The 14339-nt window shown below is 45.6% G+C and carries 13 protein-coding genes; 3 read left to right on the plus strand and 10 right to left on the minus strand.

What is annotated here, in order from left to right:
* The 3 genes from FYJ53_RS21865 to FYJ53_RS11300 are packed head-to-tail and all read left to right on the plus strand — an operon-like array spanning position 1 to position 3900.
* The gene (locus tag FYJ53_RS21865; RefSeq protein ID WP_371720649.1) at positions 1 to 1269 is read left to right on the plus strand and encodes a type I restriction endonuclease; all 1269 of its coding nucleotides are present in this window, start codon (positions 1 to 3) and stop codon (positions 1267 to 1269) included.
* Entirely contained in the window at positions 1254 to 2975 is a 1722-nt protein-coding gene (locus FYJ53_RS21870) for a hypothetical protein (RefSeq protein ID WP_371720650.1), read from the plus strand. The genes FYJ53_RS21865 and FYJ53_RS21870 overlap by 16 nt, the downstream gene beginning before the upstream one ends.
* Positions 2976 to 3000: 25 nt before the next feature.
* Positions 3001 to 3900, plus strand: coding sequence for a GIY-YIG nuclease family protein (locus tag FYJ53_RS11300; protein ID WP_009052922.1), 900 nt, complete (start codon positions 3001 to 3003; stop codon positions 3898 to 3900).
* 202 nt (positions 3901 to 4102) lie between these two features.
* Here FYJ53_RS11300 and rlmD read toward each other — a convergent pair whose 3' ends face one another.
* The 10 genes from rlmD to FYJ53_RS11350 form a co-directional block, all read right to left on the minus strand.
* The gene (gene rlmD, locus FYJ53_RS11305) at positions 4103 to 5476 is read right to left on the minus strand and encodes a 23S rRNA (uracil(1939)-C(5))-methyltransferase RlmD (RefSeq protein ID WP_154557344.1); all 1374 of its coding nucleotides are present in this window, start codon (positions 5474 to 5476) and stop codon (positions 4103 to 4105) included.
* A gap of 159 nt (positions 5477 to 5635) precedes the next feature.
* On the minus strand, positions 5636 to 6232 hold the full coding sequence (locus tag FYJ53_RS11310) for an N-acetyltransferase (RefSeq protein ID WP_148428374.1): 597 nt from the start codon (positions 6230 to 6232) through the stop codon (positions 5636 to 5638).
* A gap of 99 nt (positions 6233 to 6331) precedes the next feature.
* Positions 6332 to 7129, minus strand: coding sequence for an ABC transporter ATP-binding protein (locus tag FYJ53_RS11315; RefSeq protein ID WP_013382758.1), 798 nt, complete (start codon positions 7127 to 7129; stop codon positions 6332 to 6334).
* On the minus strand, positions 7116 to 8012 hold the full coding sequence (locus FYJ53_RS11320; protein ID WP_148428378.1) for an ABC transporter permease: 897 nt from the start codon (positions 8010 to 8012) through the stop codon (positions 7116 to 7118). Before FYJ53_RS11320 ends, FYJ53_RS11315 begins: the two co-directional genes overlap by 14 nt.
* 101 nt (positions 8013 to 8113) lie before the next feature.
* Positions 8114 to 9121 carry an ABC transporter substrate-binding protein gene (locus FYJ53_RS11325; RefSeq protein ID WP_148428380.1) on the minus strand — a complete coding sequence of 336 codons (1008 nt, stop codon included), beginning with the start codon at positions 9119 to 9121 and terminating at the stop codon, positions 8114 to 8116.
* A 528-nt stretch (positions 9122 to 9649) separates the two neighbouring features.
* Positions 9650 to 10471: a MurR/RpiR family transcriptional regulator gene (locus tag FYJ53_RS11330; protein ID WP_013382764.1), complete on the minus strand. Its 822-nt coding sequence runs from the start codon at positions 10469 to 10471 to the stop codon at positions 9650 to 9652.
* A 60-nt stretch (positions 10472 to 10531) separates the two neighbouring features.
* Entirely contained in the window at positions 10532 to 11425 is an 894-nt protein-coding gene (locus tag FYJ53_RS11335) for an ROK family protein (RefSeq protein ID WP_090411933.1), read from the minus strand.
* Positions 11425 to 11874, minus strand: a complete 450-nt coding sequence (locus tag FYJ53_RS11340; protein ID WP_148428382.1) for a YhcH/YjgK/YiaL family protein — start codon at positions 11872 to 11874, stop codon at positions 11425 to 11427. The genes FYJ53_RS11335 and FYJ53_RS11340 overlap by 1 nt, the downstream gene beginning before the upstream one ends.
* Complete coding sequence (locus tag FYJ53_RS11345) at positions 11871 to 13400, minus strand: sodium:solute symporter (protein ID WP_013382768.1); 1530 nt, start codon at positions 13398 to 13400, stop codon at positions 11871 to 11873. Before FYJ53_RS11345 ends, FYJ53_RS11340 begins: the two co-directional genes overlap by 4 nt.
* A gap of 38 nt (positions 13401 to 13438) precedes the next feature.
* Positions 13439 to 14308, minus strand: a complete 870-nt coding sequence (locus tag FYJ53_RS11350; RefSeq protein WP_013382769.1) for an N-acetylneuraminate lyase — start codon at positions 14306 to 14308, stop codon at positions 13439 to 13441.
* Positions 14309 to 14339: the final 31 nt, after the last annotated feature.

A 14339-nucleotide genomic window follows, 5' to 3' on the forward strand; every position in this document is an offset into this window, starting at 1 on the left:
ATGACTGCTACTAATACACGAGAAAGTGGTCTGGAATCTTTGATTGTAGATTGGCTTGTAAATCAAAACGGTTATGAGCAAGGAAGCAATGCTGACTATAACCGAGACTATGCTATTGATGAAACACGTCTATTCCGTTTTCTTTCAGCGACGCAGCCGGATGAAATGGAAAAGCTCGGTGTATTTAAAAGCGACTTAAAAAAGGCTCAGTTTCTAAACCGACTGCGTGGTGAAATAGCAAAACGCGGAATTATTGATGTACTTCGTAATGGAATTAAGGTTTATCCTGCCGACCTGGTTATGTTTTATCTTACACCAAGTGAGAAGAACATAAAAGCAAAAGCGCTATTTGAGCAAAATATTTTCAGCGTTACACGACAACTCCAATATTCAAAGGATGCGACTCGTCTTGCCCTTGATCTGTGCATTTTTATCAATGGCTTGCCGGTTATAACATGCGAGCTTAAAAATCAACTTACAAAGCAGAATGTTGATGATGCAGTATATCAATATAAAACCGATCGTGATCCAAAGGAACTGCTTTTCCAATTTAAACGCTGTATGGTTCATTTTGCAGTAGATGATGCAAGGGTCAAGTTCTGTACTAAGCTTGATGGTAAAGCTTCCTGGTTCTTGCCATTTGACAAAGGGTACAATGATGGGGCCGGCAACCCTCCAAATCCTTCTGGTATAATGACAGATTATTTATGGAAGGACATCCTTGAAAAGTATATGCTTGCACATATAATCGAAAATTACGCTCAAGTTGTTGAAAAAGTAGACCAGGAAACAAAAAAGAAAACATATACACAAATTTTCCCACGTTACCATCAACTGTCTGCTGTTGAAAGTCTCCTCTCAGATGTACGACATAATGGTGTTGGCCAAAGATACTTAATTCAACATAGTGCTGGTAGTGGAAAATCAAATTCTATTGCATGGCTGGCTCATCAACTCGTAGGGCTCGAAAAGAATGGAAAAGCCATCATTGACTCTGTGGTAGTTGTTACAGACCGTGTAATACTTGATAAACAAATTCGAGATACGATAAAACAATTTATGCAGGTTTCTAGCACTGTAGCATGGGCAGAACACTCTGATGATTTAAGGAAAGCAATCAATGGCGGTAAGAAGATTATAATAACTACTGTACATAAGTTCCCTATTATTCTTGATAGTATAGGTTCAGAACACAAAGGGCGTTCTTTTGCCATAATTATTGACGAGAGGCCCATTCATCACAGAGCGGTAACATGTCGGCTAAGATGAATATTGTATTATCAGGTGAAGTTACTGGAGAAGAGGAAGATTTTGAAGATAAAATCAACCGTCTTATGGAAGGGCGCAAAATGCTGAAGAACGCTAGCTATTTTGCATTTACCGCTACTCCGAAAAACAAAACCCTTGAAATGTTTGGTATCCCATACCAAGACGGAGATGAAATTAAACATCGTCCGTTCCATGTATATACAATGAAGCAAGCAATTCAAGAAGGTTTTATTTTAGATGTACTTAAATACTATACCCCTGTTGACAGTTATTACAGACTTGCTAAAACCATTGAAGATGATCCTTTATTTGACAAGAAAAAAGCACAAAAGAAACTCCGTCAATTTGTAGAAAGCAATAAATTTGCCATATCACAAAAAGCAGAAATCATGGTGAACCACTTTCATGATCAGGTTATTTCAAAAGGAAAAATCGGAGGAAAAGCGCGAGCTATGGTGGTTACGAGTAGTATAGAGCGCTGTATAGAATACTATTACGCAATTAATAAATGCCTTGCTGACAGGCGTAGTCCTTATAAAGCTATTATTGCTTTTTCTGGGGAAAAAGAATATGGTGGTAAAACTTTAACCTCTGCAGCAATTAATGGCTTCCCAGATAATACAATTGAGAAGGTGTTCCGTAAGGATCCATATCGATTTCTTATAGTGGCTGATATGTTCCAAACGGGTTATGATGAACCACTACTCCATACAATGTACGTTGACAAAATGCTATCTGATATAAAGGCGGTTCAGACTCTATCTCGACTGAACCGCTCTCATCCTCAGAAACATGATACTTTTGTACTTGATTTTGCAAATAAAACAGAGACTATTGAAGCAGCATTCTCAAAATATTATCGGACAACTATTCTGTCTAATGAAACTGATCCGAACAAGCTTTATGATCTCATAGCAATTATGGAATCCCATCAAGTATACGAAAGTGGGCATGTTGATTCGCTTGTTGAACTGTACTTAAATGGTGCAGAACGTGATAGGTTAGATCCTATCCTCGATGCATGTACTGCTATTTACAAAGAGCTTGATGACGAAGGGAAAATTGAATTCAAAAGTGCAGCAAAAGCATTTGTTCGAACATACGGCTTTCTTGGAGCTATTCTTCCTTACGGTAATGCAGAATGGGAAAAGCTATCAATATTTTTAAATTTATTAATACCTAAACTTCCTTCTCCCAAAGAAGATGATTTATCTCAAGGGATACTAGATTCAATTGATTTAGATAGTTACCGAGTGGAAGCTCGTGATTCTATGTCTCTTGTATTAGATGATGCTGACGCTGAGATTGGCCCTGTACCTGCTGGTCGTGTAGGTGGCATAGTGGAGCCAGAAATGGATTTGCTTTCTAGCATTCTTTCATCATTTAATGACTTGTTCGGCAATATAGACTGGAACGATGCTGATAATGTTCGCCGCCAAATTCTAGAAATACCAGGAATGGTTACAAAAGACGAGCGCTATATTAACGCAATGAAAAATTCAGACAAGCAAAATGCGCGTATGGAAAGTGAACGTGCCCTTCAGTCGGTTATATTTAGTATAATGGCGGATAATATGGAGTTATTTAAGCAGTTTAATGATAATCCTTCGTTTAAGAAATGGCTGTCGGATCTTGTTTTCAATTTAACGTATAACCCTGAAGGAAAGCCATTTGAAACTCCTTACAATGATTCAAATAACAAATAAGCTGTTACGAGAGAGGTAAAGGATTATGGCTAAACGAGGAAAAAGTATAAATTTGTTTTTAATGGATGGCACACCAAATGGGAGAATAAAGTGTACTCTTGCTAATTGGACAGGCGTGGCTTACAAAATACCTCGAACAGAACTAGATAAGTGCAAGGGACGCGAAGATTTATCACAGAGCGGTGTTTACTTCTTATTTGGCACTTCCGATCAAACAGACGACAATATGGTTTATATTGGTCAAGCTGGAGTACGAAAAAATGGAGAGGGTCTTCTCTGTCGGTTGATAGAACATAAGCGAAATCCTGATAAAGATTATTGGACAGAGGCTGTTGTATTCACTACGTCCAATAACTCCTTTGGTCCCACAGAGATAAGTTATCTTGAGAACCGCTTTTGTGGACTTGCAGTAGAGGCAAACCGGTATGTGGTTAAGAATGGAAACGACCCTACTCCAGGAAATATAACCGAGGAAAAAGAAAGTGAGCTTGAAGAGTTCATTGATTACGCTAAGATTATAATGGGCGCTCTTGGACATAAATTATTCGAACCACTAACAGATAAACCAAAAGCAGCTATCACTGTAGAATCTCCCGAAGAAGAATTGCTTCTCTTTATGAAGCGAAAAAGTCGTAAGAGTGGACAAGTAATTGAGGCAAGCTGTAAGCAAACAAACGAGGGCTTTGTCGTCTTACAAGGCAGTCGTATAGAAACTATAGATTCTGATAGCATTCCACCTGGAATTAAAGAACGCAGACAAAAAGCCAAAATAGATGAAAATGGAATACTTCAAGAAAACATCTTATTTCGTAGCCCATCATATGCTGCTGCCTTTGTCATTGGCGGGCACGTAAATGGACTGGTAGAATGGAAAACGAAAGACGGGGTATCATTGAAAGAAATAGAAAACAGTGAAGAAAATTAAGCGGAAATTTACATCCATCCTGTCTCCTCAACCCTGTTAATATATCTAACCTATCAACTCAACCCTATCACTTTCAAGGCAGTTGATATGTTACCGCAAACAATAAAAATAAGGGTTTTCTGACATTATTTCTTCCGGCAAAGTAACCGTGAGAAAAACCTAATGTCTGGAAACCCTTTATTTATCAGTATTTTTAGTAGAGCTACTTCTCAACCCTTGACATCAATACTACGCACTCAACGTGTCCCCCATGCGGGAACATATCCACACAGCAGACTTTCTCCACCCCATACCCTGCTTCCTTAAAAAACGGCAGGTCCCTCGCCAGGGAGGTGGCTTTGCAGGACACGTAGATAAAGGTATCAGGCTTGAAGCCGATAATTTTAAAGATCGCTTTGGGATGGATGCCATCCCTCGGGGGGTCGAGGATGATGATATCGGGATTGTCGGGCAGCTCGGCTACTTTCTCCATAACATCGCCGGCGATGAACGCGCAGTTGTGCAGGCCGTTGGCTTCGGCGTTGATCTTTGCGGCTTCGACGGCTTCCTCGATAAGCTCGATACCGATGACTTTTTTCGCCACCGGGGCCAGGACCTGGGCGATGGTGCCGGTGCCGCAGTACAGGTCGAAGATGGTCTTATCCTGGCGGTCTCCGACGTAATCGCGGACAACAGAATACAGCTTTTCTGCGCCCAGTGTATTGGTCTGGAAAAAGGAGAAGGTCGAGATTTCAAATTCCAGGCCGAGGATTTTGTCGTGAATACAGTCCTCGCCGTACAGAATATGCAGGTCATCTTTTTTTACCACATCGGCCACTCCATCGTTGATGGTATGGAGGATGCCCTTAATTTCGCCGGACAGCTCAAGGGTCAGAAGTAGCTCGGTAAAATCCGCGCTGTCCAGTTCTGACTGGGAGGTGGTAACCAGATTGACGAGGATTTCTCCGGTCTGCCTGCCTTTCCGGATAACCAGATGGCGAAGGAAGCCCTCATGGCTCCGCTTGTGGAAATAGGTCTGGTCTTTTTCCTGAAAATAGCCGAGGACGGCTCGCTGGATAATGTTGAAGTCTTCGTCTGTCAGGCGGCAGCAGTCGGTTTTGACAATGTTGTAAAAACTGCCGCGCTCGTGCATGCCCAAAAGCAAGGGGCCGTCCTTCACGTCGTCGCCAAAGGAGTATTCCATTTTATTACGGTACTCAAACACTTCCGGGCTGGGGATAATCCCTCCAAACTCGAAGCCGTCGATTCCGGCTTTACCCAGCAGGCTTAAAACATAATTGGCCTTTAGCTCAAGCTGTTTCTCGTAGGGCAGGCTCTGGTAGGTACAGCCGCCGCATTTGCCAAAGGCCGGGCATTCTGCTGGAATTTCCAAGGGGGAGGCCGACAGAATTTCCAGGGGCTGCCCTTCGATTTTCTTACTGCGTTTTTTGGTAATCCGGGTTTTAACGAGCTGCCCGGGAATACCGTTTTTAATCACAACCTTTTTGGCGCCGCTCTCTTCCTCCACCATTCCCCAGGATTTCCCCGGAAATTCAATGCCTTCTATTCTAATATCGATAATATCGCCTTTTTTCATTGGTTCCTCTTTCTCGTATTTAAATATATTGATAATTTATTGTATCATCTTTGGGTAAAAAAAGAAACGCCGCGGCTATATTAACAGACAAAAGGTATAACCTGCCGTGAAACAGAAAACACGTATAAAAAAACGGAGGATCATTATCCTCCGGGTTTTTTATTCGTATAACTCTTTTTTCATAATCAGCAGCTTACGGATGCCGGCTATGCGCAGCAACAGGTTGTCCTGTATTTCTGTGGTCTTAAAGCCCAGATGGCGGTACAGGCGTATGGCATTTCCATTGCCGCCGATCACGTCCAGGCTCAGGCTGGCAATTCCGGCATTTTCAGCCACATAATTGATCATCTTTGTGGCAATGCCCCGTCCTCTGCAGGCCGGGTCAGTGGCCAGAAAATCGATGTAGCCCTCGTCGTCCCTTTTCACAGCGGGCTTTCCAATGATAAACATAAGCTGCGTCTTGATGACTCGGCTCTTTACAGGCCCAAACACCCGGGACACCCCGCTTCTTTCTATATCAAAGGCGCGGCGTTTATTGTCGGAGTAAGCCAGAAGCCCCACAACCTTTTCGCCGTCAAGGCAGACGTAGGCCATATCATTTCGCAGCGCTGGCTCAAAAAGCTGAAACAGCACATCCTTATCAGCTGAAATGGACTTGATCATATCGTAAAAGCCCTCGACAAACAAGCGGACAGCCTGGTGCCGAAAGCCGGACTCCAGTGTGTTGAGTTTGGTAATTTTATAATCTTTCTTCATGATTTCCTCCCGGTGTTAATACAATCATTATACCCCGTCTCGCTTAAAGAAAAATCAGACCGTTTAAAAAAAGACCTGCTTTCGCAGATCCTTTTCTTTTTATAACGAATTGCCATCCTCAATACTGATTTCATTAAATTTATCGGTCAGGTCTCTCACCACCAGGGCGTCCTTCATATCGTCGGATTTATCAATCACGATATTGCCGCGGTGCATCATGACCAGCCGGTCGCCGTAGTTGATGGCAAATTTGAGGTTATGCGTCACCATGAGGGTGGTCAGATGTTTTTCGCGCACCAGCTTTTCGGTGAGCTCCATGACGTTCTCGCTGGACTTTGGATCAAGGGCGGCAGTGTGCTCGTCCAGAATCAGCAGGTCAATGGGCGTCATGGTGGAAATGAGCAGCGCCAGCGCCTGACGCTGGCCGCCGGATAGGCTGCCGACCTGCAGATCAATTTTATTCTCCAGCCCCAGCTTTAAAAGCTCCAGCTGGCTTTTATAAAAATCAATACGCTTTTTATTGACGCCAATGCCCAGTCCATAGGGCTTGCCCTTCCGGTCTGCCAGCGCCATATTTTCAAGGATAGTCATGCTGGGGCAGGTACCCAGGGACGGGTCCTGAAACACACGGCCGATAAAAGCGGAGTGCTGGTATTCCTTGAGCCCGGTAATGTCCTTGCCGCCGACATATATTTTCCCCTGATCCACAGGCAGGCTGCCGCAGAGCAGGTTTAAAATGGTCGTTTTTCCAGAGCCGTTGCTCCCGATGACGGAGACAAAGCGGCCTTTTTTAATGCTCAGGTTAAAATCCTCAAACAACACCACTTCGTTGACAGAATCCGGATTGAAGGTTTTGTAAATATGTTCCATACGGACAAGAGGTTCATGATTCTGCATGGTTTTTCTTTCTCCTTTCCGGGAAAAGCTTGCCGCCTACCAGAGCGATGGTAAAAATAACGGCCATGAGCAGCTTGAGGTAGTTGGTCGGCAGGCCGATCTGCATGGCGATGGCCAGGCAGGCCTTATAGATGATGGCCCCGAAGATCACCGCGAGGGTCGGTTTTACAAAGGATACCCGCTTGAACAGGTTCATCCCAATGATGACTGAAGCCAGTGCCATAACGACCATCCCTGTCCCCACAGCCACGTTGGCGGATTCGGTCTGCTGTGCCAGAATACAGCCGGACAGGGCTGTACAGCCGTTGCCGATGGCCAGACCGATGATTTTCATCTTTCCGGGATCACGCCCCTGTGAGACAACATACTGCGGGTTATCCCCGGACGCCCGGAGCAGCATACCGGACTGGGTTTTTAAATACAGGTCAATGAGCAGCTTGACCACAATACAGATCACTGCCACCATGATGACAAGACCGTAGCCTGTGGGCAGAACGGCTGCCAGCCCGGTGTTAAAAATGGTGGGCATATTGTAAAAGGGCAGCACTGCGCTGCCACCGGTCAGGGCCAGGTTGATACTGTAAAGCCCTGTCATCACAAGAATTCCGGAGAGCAGGTCGGTGATGCCGAGCTTCACATGAAGAAAACCCGTAATACAGCCAGCCGCCGCTCCCACAACAAAGGCCGCCACGCACGCAAGCCACGGATTGACCCCGGCAGTAATCAGCATGGCGGTGAGACACATCCCCAGCGGGAAGGTTCCGTCCACTGAAAGGTCGGGAAAATCCAGAACTGAATATGTAATGTACACCCCGACGGCCATAATCCCGTAGATAAAGCCTTCCTCAAGGACGTTGATTACCAAGCCACCTATAATATCCATTTAATATAGTCCTTTCGTTAATTAAATAAAACGTACAAAACAGAGGCTGCCGCCAGGGCGCCTCTGCCTGATTTTATCTGCAGACCAGATTTTATTCTTCCTTATTTGGAAACCGCGGTCGCTGTGCTTAAATCCTGGGGCAGTGTTAAACCAAGGGTTTCCATCACTTCTTTGTTATAAACCGGTGAGCTTTCAGTCACTTCCTGAACCGCCATATCGGAAGCTTTTTCTTCACCCTTTAAGATTTTAGCGGCCATTTCGCCGGTCTGTTTTCCAAGGGCGACATAGTCGATGCTCTGAGAAGCCAGGCAGCCGTTTTTAACCTGTTCCTCCTCTGAGCCAAACACTGGGATTTTCGCGTCGTTAGCCGCTTTTAACACAGTGCTCAGATTATCGACAACATTGTTATCGGTAAAGTTGTTAATGCAGTTGACACCCTTTGACACCAGTGTCTGTGCGCCTGCGGCAACCTCTGAAGCGTTGGTCACGCCCACAGCCTCTACCTCAAAACCGTAGTTCGGGGCAATCTGTTTGAATTTTTCCAAATGCGATACGGAGTTCGGCTCGCTGGTGGTGTACAGGATACCGATTTTCTTGGCGTCTGGCAGGAAAGAGCGGATCATTTTAATCTGGGCTTCCAGAGGCAGCACATCGGCCGTACCGGTGCAGTTGTCGCCGGGCTTTTCCATGGACTGGACGATCTTGGCAGATACCGGGTCTGATACTGCGGTAAAGACCACCGGAATATCACCGCCCTTTGTGGCGGCGTAGGCGGACATCGCTGCTGGTGTGGCGATACCGGCAATCAGGTTATCCTTTTTAGACACCATATTTTTCGCAGCCATGTCGGCATTGGCGACATCACCCTGGGCGTTCTGGAACTCGATGGTGAGGTTCTCGCCTTCTTTAAAGCCGCCGGCTTCCAGGCCCTGCTTAAAGCCCTCATAGCAATTATCAAGGGACGGGTGTGTGGCGTACTGGATGACCCCGACGGTGACCTTGCCGTCGTCCGACGCGCTGCCGCCATTACTGCTGCACCCAGCTGTAAAACCTGCCACCATCGCGACACTTACCACACCAACCATTACTTTTTTAAATAATTTATTCATTTCTTTTTTCCTCTTTCTGTTTTAATTTTCTTTTTTCCGTTTTTTATCTTTATCGTATTTTATATTGATTTTCCACCAGCCAACCATATGGCATCAACTCCTTTTTTGTTGCCGTTCGTCCGCTAACGCTCCTTACTCACTGCCAGATTCCCATGGAATTTGGACAAAACATCAAAAAGAGCCTGCCCCTTACACAAGGGACAAGCTCCATAAGCCTGCGGTACCACCCAAATTGACGATAAATCGCCCACTTAAGTCCGTATACTAACATACACGCTCCCTTTGTAACGGGTGGAGATCCCGTCAGAGATACTCGGACCACTGTCCTTTTGCTCTGCCCTCATAAGCCCATTCAACGGACCGCACCTCACCGCTTTTCCACCGTCCGCGGCTCTCTATCCAGATGACATGCCTGTTTACTTACTCTTAATCACAGGTTTATTTTTTTGTTATTGTTCGTATTATATGCCTGCCTGTGTCTTTTGTCAAGCCTTAAATTTTTTACCCTGTTTTCTGTCATTTATTCAGCTATTCTTCTGGCACTTTACTCAGCGCCCCCAGGGTGTTTAGATACAGCGCAGATTTGCTGACCAGATCCGTATTTAAAAAATAAGCGTAAAAAATATCAACCATGACTAAAATGGGAAACTGCGGAGAAATAATATTTCCACCTTCCAGATTTTTGGTAACAGCTATGGGCAGGATTTCATCGCAGTAAGGGTAACTGCCAGCAGCATTTCCGGTAATTAAGACTGTTTTCGCGCCATGCTCCTTGGCCGCCCTGAGCGAGGAGAGAACCTCCGGCGTTTTCCCCCGGATACTGATCCCGATAACCAAAGATTTCTCATTGACGAGCACTGAGTTCATTTTCATAATATGGGTATCCACGATGGCCTCGACATCCAGCCCAAGACGCATGAACCGCAGCTTTACCTCCTGAGCTGCCATACCAGAGCTCCCCTTGCCGTACACGAAAACCCGCGGATTCCTGCCCAGGCGCAGGGCGATCCGCTGCATCTGCTGCTCATCCACCAAAGCGTAACTTTTATTCAGCAGCTCCTGATAGGTATTCAGCACACCCTTGGTCAGGTTGTCCACGACCTTTTTATTTTGAGTAAAGGTGCTGTCGTAGTGATACAAGAACTCCCGGTATCCCTTAAAACCGCACTTCTTGGCAAAACGTGACAGCGACGCCTCTGAAACGAAAAGCCGCTGCGCGACACGCTTCGCCGCAAAATCCATCCTCTCGTTATTGTTAATAAAAAAATCCGCAATGGTTTTCTCCACTGCAGTCATACTGTCATAGGCCGCCTCGATTACAGGAATAACCGTCCTCTGATAATCACTCATTCTCACAATCCCCGTTCATGATTCTGTTATTAAAGATCATATCAGAAATACTGGCTTTTTTCACCTACTTTTTTCTTCTTTTAACAAATTCAGCAGCGCGCCTACCATGCCGGCATCATTTCCATTTTGGGCAAAGGCCAGACGGGTGTTTCTGTAAACAGCGGGAATAATTTTTTCGCTGAGCGCAGCTTGCAGCCGCTTCTCCAGATATTCCCTCTGAGTCATAATTCCTCCTCCCAAAACAACCACTTCCGGATTCAGAATATAAACCATGTTTGCAATTCCGAGGGATAATGCTTCAACCATCTCGTCAATGGCCTGGACACAGTCCGCGGCTCCCTTTTGCGCTTCACTGAAAATCTGTTTTCCGTCAAGCTGATCCTCTGAAATTCCGCGCAGGTCCGCTATCTTCCGTACCAGCACACTGGCGGCAGCTTTTTCCTGAAGGCTCTCTCCTCCCACACTCAGATAACCTGCCTCGCAGGCGCTGTTGCTGAAGCCATGGTAGATTTCTCCGTTCAGAATCAGACAGCCGCCAACACCCGTACCGACGGTCAGGCACAGACAGCTGGACGCCCCCTTTCCGGCGCCAGTCACACTTTCCGCAAGCCCCGCGCAATTTACATCGTTCTCCACGGCACAAGGCAGCCCAGAGGCTGCCTCCACAATTTTTTTTAATTCTGTGCCTGTATAACCGGGTATCAGCTCACAGGAATAGATGATTCTTCCCTCTTTTGGTTCCACCATACCCGCAGTGGAAATTGCCACGCCGGAGATATCGTAGCAGCGCCGCCAGTTTTCTACAAGCTTCAGGACTTTCTTAACAATTCCCGGCCCTCCGTCAACCTGGCTTTTGGTTGGTATCTCGCTTTTTTCAAGCAGTCTCAGCCCTTCATCGGCCACCCCATGCTTAATGGCAGTGCCGCCAATATCAATACAAATATACTTTTTCATCATAGCCTCACTTTAAAAATCGCCTTGCGGATCATCTGAGGCGTCTCTGTCTGAATCCCGGGCTTATGCCCATCCTCAGGAAAGCAGATCAGAAAATCCATAGGACGGCAGTGAACCGCAGCGCTGGCTTTTCCCTCCAAAGGCAGGTAATCAGAATCCGGCTCAAAAATCCCCTGCTTCATACGCCCAATGAAGTTCACATCAATGATCTCCTCCCCTTTCAGCATTACGTGAATATCCAGATACGCCCGATGCGCTTCCCAGGCTTTTTCCGCCCGGTCACCTGTCTCATATTCAACAATATTCACAAAAATATTTTCACCGCTGATCTCATGGGAGCCCTTTTCCAGTTCATCCAGCTTTCCGCTCTGGCAGCAGTCAAAGCACTGCAGTACCGAAGGCGGGAGAAACTCGATATGTTCTCTGTCTTCTATTCTACCAAAGATCATGCTTTTTCTCCTGTTTCCTGTTTATCTTTTTTGAAAAAGATGGTGGTCCGGTCATCATAATTGAAGCTCTTTTTGCTGACTGCCCGGTGTACTGCGCTGATGATATAACCGACTATGAGTGATACAAAAATTGAAATAATGGCGTAAGCCCAAATTGAAACTTCCGGCACATTGTACTTCAGATAGATCACTACCGCCGCAGATACCGCAAAAGCCGCATATGCCCCGATATCTGTAGCCTTTTTAGTAAAAGCCCCCAGCACAAAGGTTCCGCCCAATACACCAAGGACAAGCCCCATAAATCCATTAAACCATTCATAGGCAGACTTAATTTCTCCATTGGCTAAAACCATGGAAACCACAATGGCAATGATCCCTACTCCAAGGGTAATAAACTGGGCAATCCGGGTCTGATTTTTAAAGCTCATCTCCTTTTTGCTCACCATGGTCTGGATATCAAGGGTCCAGCTTGTCGCCACAGAGTTCAATCCAGTGGACAGGGTTGACTGAGAAGCCGCGTAGATAGCCGCCAGCAGAATGCCCGTAATGCCCACAGGCAGCTGATACGCGATAAATGATCCAAAAATCTGGTCCTGCTGAGCGGTCTGAGCCAGCGCAGGGTTTTGACCGTAGAAAACATAAAGGCCCGTACCAATAAGGTAAAAGACTGTTGCCACAAAAATGGACAACGCGCCGTTTGTCAGCATCATTTTGTTCAGCTTTTTAACATCTGTTGTGGTCGTAAAACGCTGTACAATATCCTGACTTGAGATATAGGATGAAAAGGTATTAAAGCCCGCGCCCACCAGGATGATCAAAACACTGTCCTTCCATATTTTCGGATCAATAAGCATCTGGGTATCGGACAAAAATTTCCCATTCGCCAGCTCACCCATCACAGCGCCCATGCCGCCATCGATGCTGCAGATCAGGAAGATCAAAGCGAAGACAACGCCGGCAATCAAAACACAGCCCTGAATAAAATCGGTCCATAAAACAGATTTTATCCCACCAGCGTAAGAATAGGCAATGGCCACAATGCCCATAAGAATAATCAGAATATTGACATTGATATTCATCAGGTTAGCCAACACCATGGATGGCAGGTACATAATGATGGACATACGGCCGATCTGGTAAATGATAAACATAATGGCCCCGAGAATACGGAGACCCCTGCTGTCAAAACGCAATTGAAGATACTCATAGGCTGTGTCAATATTCAGGCGGCTGTACATGGGCAGGAAAAACCGGATGGTGACTGGAATGGCAATCAGCATACCAAGCTGCGCAAACCACAGAATCCATGTGCCGGCATAAGAATTTCCCACCAGTGACAGAAAAGAGATCGGACTCAACAGTGTGGCGAAAATCGAGACAGAGGTCACCCACCATGGAATCGTTCCGTCCCCCCTGAAGAATTCTTTTCCCTGCATGTCTTTCTTTGCAAAAGCCAGCCCGATAACCAGGACAGCTGCCAGATAAACGATCAGAATAATTAAATCAATTGTTGTAAAACCCTGCATTTATTTTCCCCCTGTAAAAACAATCTTTTGGTTTCTTTTTATTTAATATACTGCTTGTAGATTTCTCTGGCGCGTATACGCGCTTCCGGTGTGGCGCTGGCCATCGGCTTACGGCAGCAGCCCGCGTGCACGCCCTGTTCCTCAAGAATACATTTGATGGTGGGATACAGGCCATTGTCCAAAATAGCGGCAATCAGATCATTGGTGGTATGCTGGATTTCTCTGGCTTCCTCAATTTTTCCAGCTTTTGCCAATTCATAAATCTGTCTGGCGCGTGGGCCGTTCACATTAAAGGTTGAGCCAATGGCTCCATCTACATCCAGCACCGCCGCTGACAACATCATCTCGTCAAATCCGGCAAAAATCAGCTTATCAGGGTAAGCTTTTCGCATTCTTTCCAGTAAAAAGAAATCCGCCGCGGTAAATTTAACGCCAATAATCTTTGGATTTTCAAAAAGCTCCCCAAACTGTTCAACACTCATGTCCACACCGGTTAAAAACGGAATGGAATAGATAATCAGCCTGTTGTCCACACTGTCAATGATCATATTGTAATAGTCCTTGATTTCCTCAAAACTGAATTTATAATAAAATGGCGTTACAGCCGAGATCGCGTCATACCCCAGCGCAGTGGCATGCTTTGCAAGGTCAATGGACTCATAGACGTTAATAGAACCCACCTGGGCAATCAGTTTAACCTCACTGCCCGCTTCGTCCTTGGCAATTTCAAAAATCTGTTTTTTCTCCTCGGTCGACAGCATAAAGTTTTCACCGGTACTGCCTCCAACGTACAGCCCGTCAACCATCATTTTGTCAATATTGTGACGAACGATTTCCCGGACCCCCTGTTCGTTAATCTTTCCCTGTTCGTCAAAGGATGCCAGCAATGCAGAATAAATACCTTTCATTTTATAACTCCTTCTAAAAAATTATTATATT

This window comes from Eubacterium sp. BL-380-WT-2B (assembly GCF_009696115.1).
In the GTDB taxonomy this organism is placed as follows: domain Bacteria; phylum Bacillota; class Clostridia; order Eubacteriales; family Eubacteriaceae; genus Eubacterium; species Eubacterium callanderi.

Bases quoted from the DNA above. Each gene is read 5' to 3' on its own strand.
- FYJ53_RS21865 (WP_371720649.1), top strand. From the start codon at position 1: ATGACTGCTACTAATACACGAGAAAGTGGTCTGGAATCTTTGATTGTA.
- FYJ53_RS21870 (WP_371720650.1), top strand. From the start codon at position 1,254: ATGTCGGCTAAGATGAATATTGTATTATCAGGTGAAGTTACTGGAGAA.
- FYJ53_RS11300 (WP_009052922.1), top strand. From the start codon at position 3,001: ATGGCTAAACGAGGAAAAAGTATAAATTTGTTTTTAATGGATGGCACA.
- rlmD (WP_154557344.1), bottom strand. From the start codon at position 5,476: ATGAAAAAAGGCGATATTATCGATATTAGAATAGAAGGCATTGAATTT.
- FYJ53_RS11310 (WP_148428374.1), bottom strand. From the start codon at position 6,232: ATGAAGAAAGATTATAAAATTACCAAACTCAACACACTGGAGTCCGGC.
- FYJ53_RS11315 (WP_013382758.1), bottom strand. From the start codon at position 7,129: ATGCAGAATCATGAACCTCTTGTCCGTATGGAACATATTTACAAAACC.
- FYJ53_RS11320 (WP_148428378.1), bottom strand. From the start codon at position 8,012: ATGGATATTATAGGTGGCTTGGTAATCAACGTCCTTGAGGAAGGCTTT.
- FYJ53_RS11325 (WP_148428380.1), bottom strand. From the start codon at position 9,121: ATGAATAAATTATTTAAAAAAGTAATGGTTGGTGTGGTAAGTGTCGCG.
- FYJ53_RS11330 (WP_013382764.1), bottom strand. From the start codon at position 10,471: ATGAGTGATTATCAGAGGACGGTTATTCCTGTAATCGAGGCGGCCTAT.
- FYJ53_RS11335 (WP_090411933.1), bottom strand. From the start codon at position 11,425: ATGAAAAAGTATATTTGTATTGATATTGGCGGCACTGCCATTAAGCAT.
- FYJ53_RS11340 (WP_148428382.1), bottom strand. From the start codon at position 11,874: ATGATCTTTGGTAGAATAGAAGACAGAGAACATATCGAGTTTCTCCCG.
- FYJ53_RS11345 (WP_013382768.1), bottom strand. From the start codon at position 13,400: ATGCAGGGTTTTACAACAATTGATTTAATTATTCTGATCGTTTATCTG.
- FYJ53_RS11350 (WP_013382769.1), bottom strand. From the start codon at position 14,308: ATGAAAGGTATTTATTCTGCATTGCTGGCATCCTTTGACGAACAGGGA.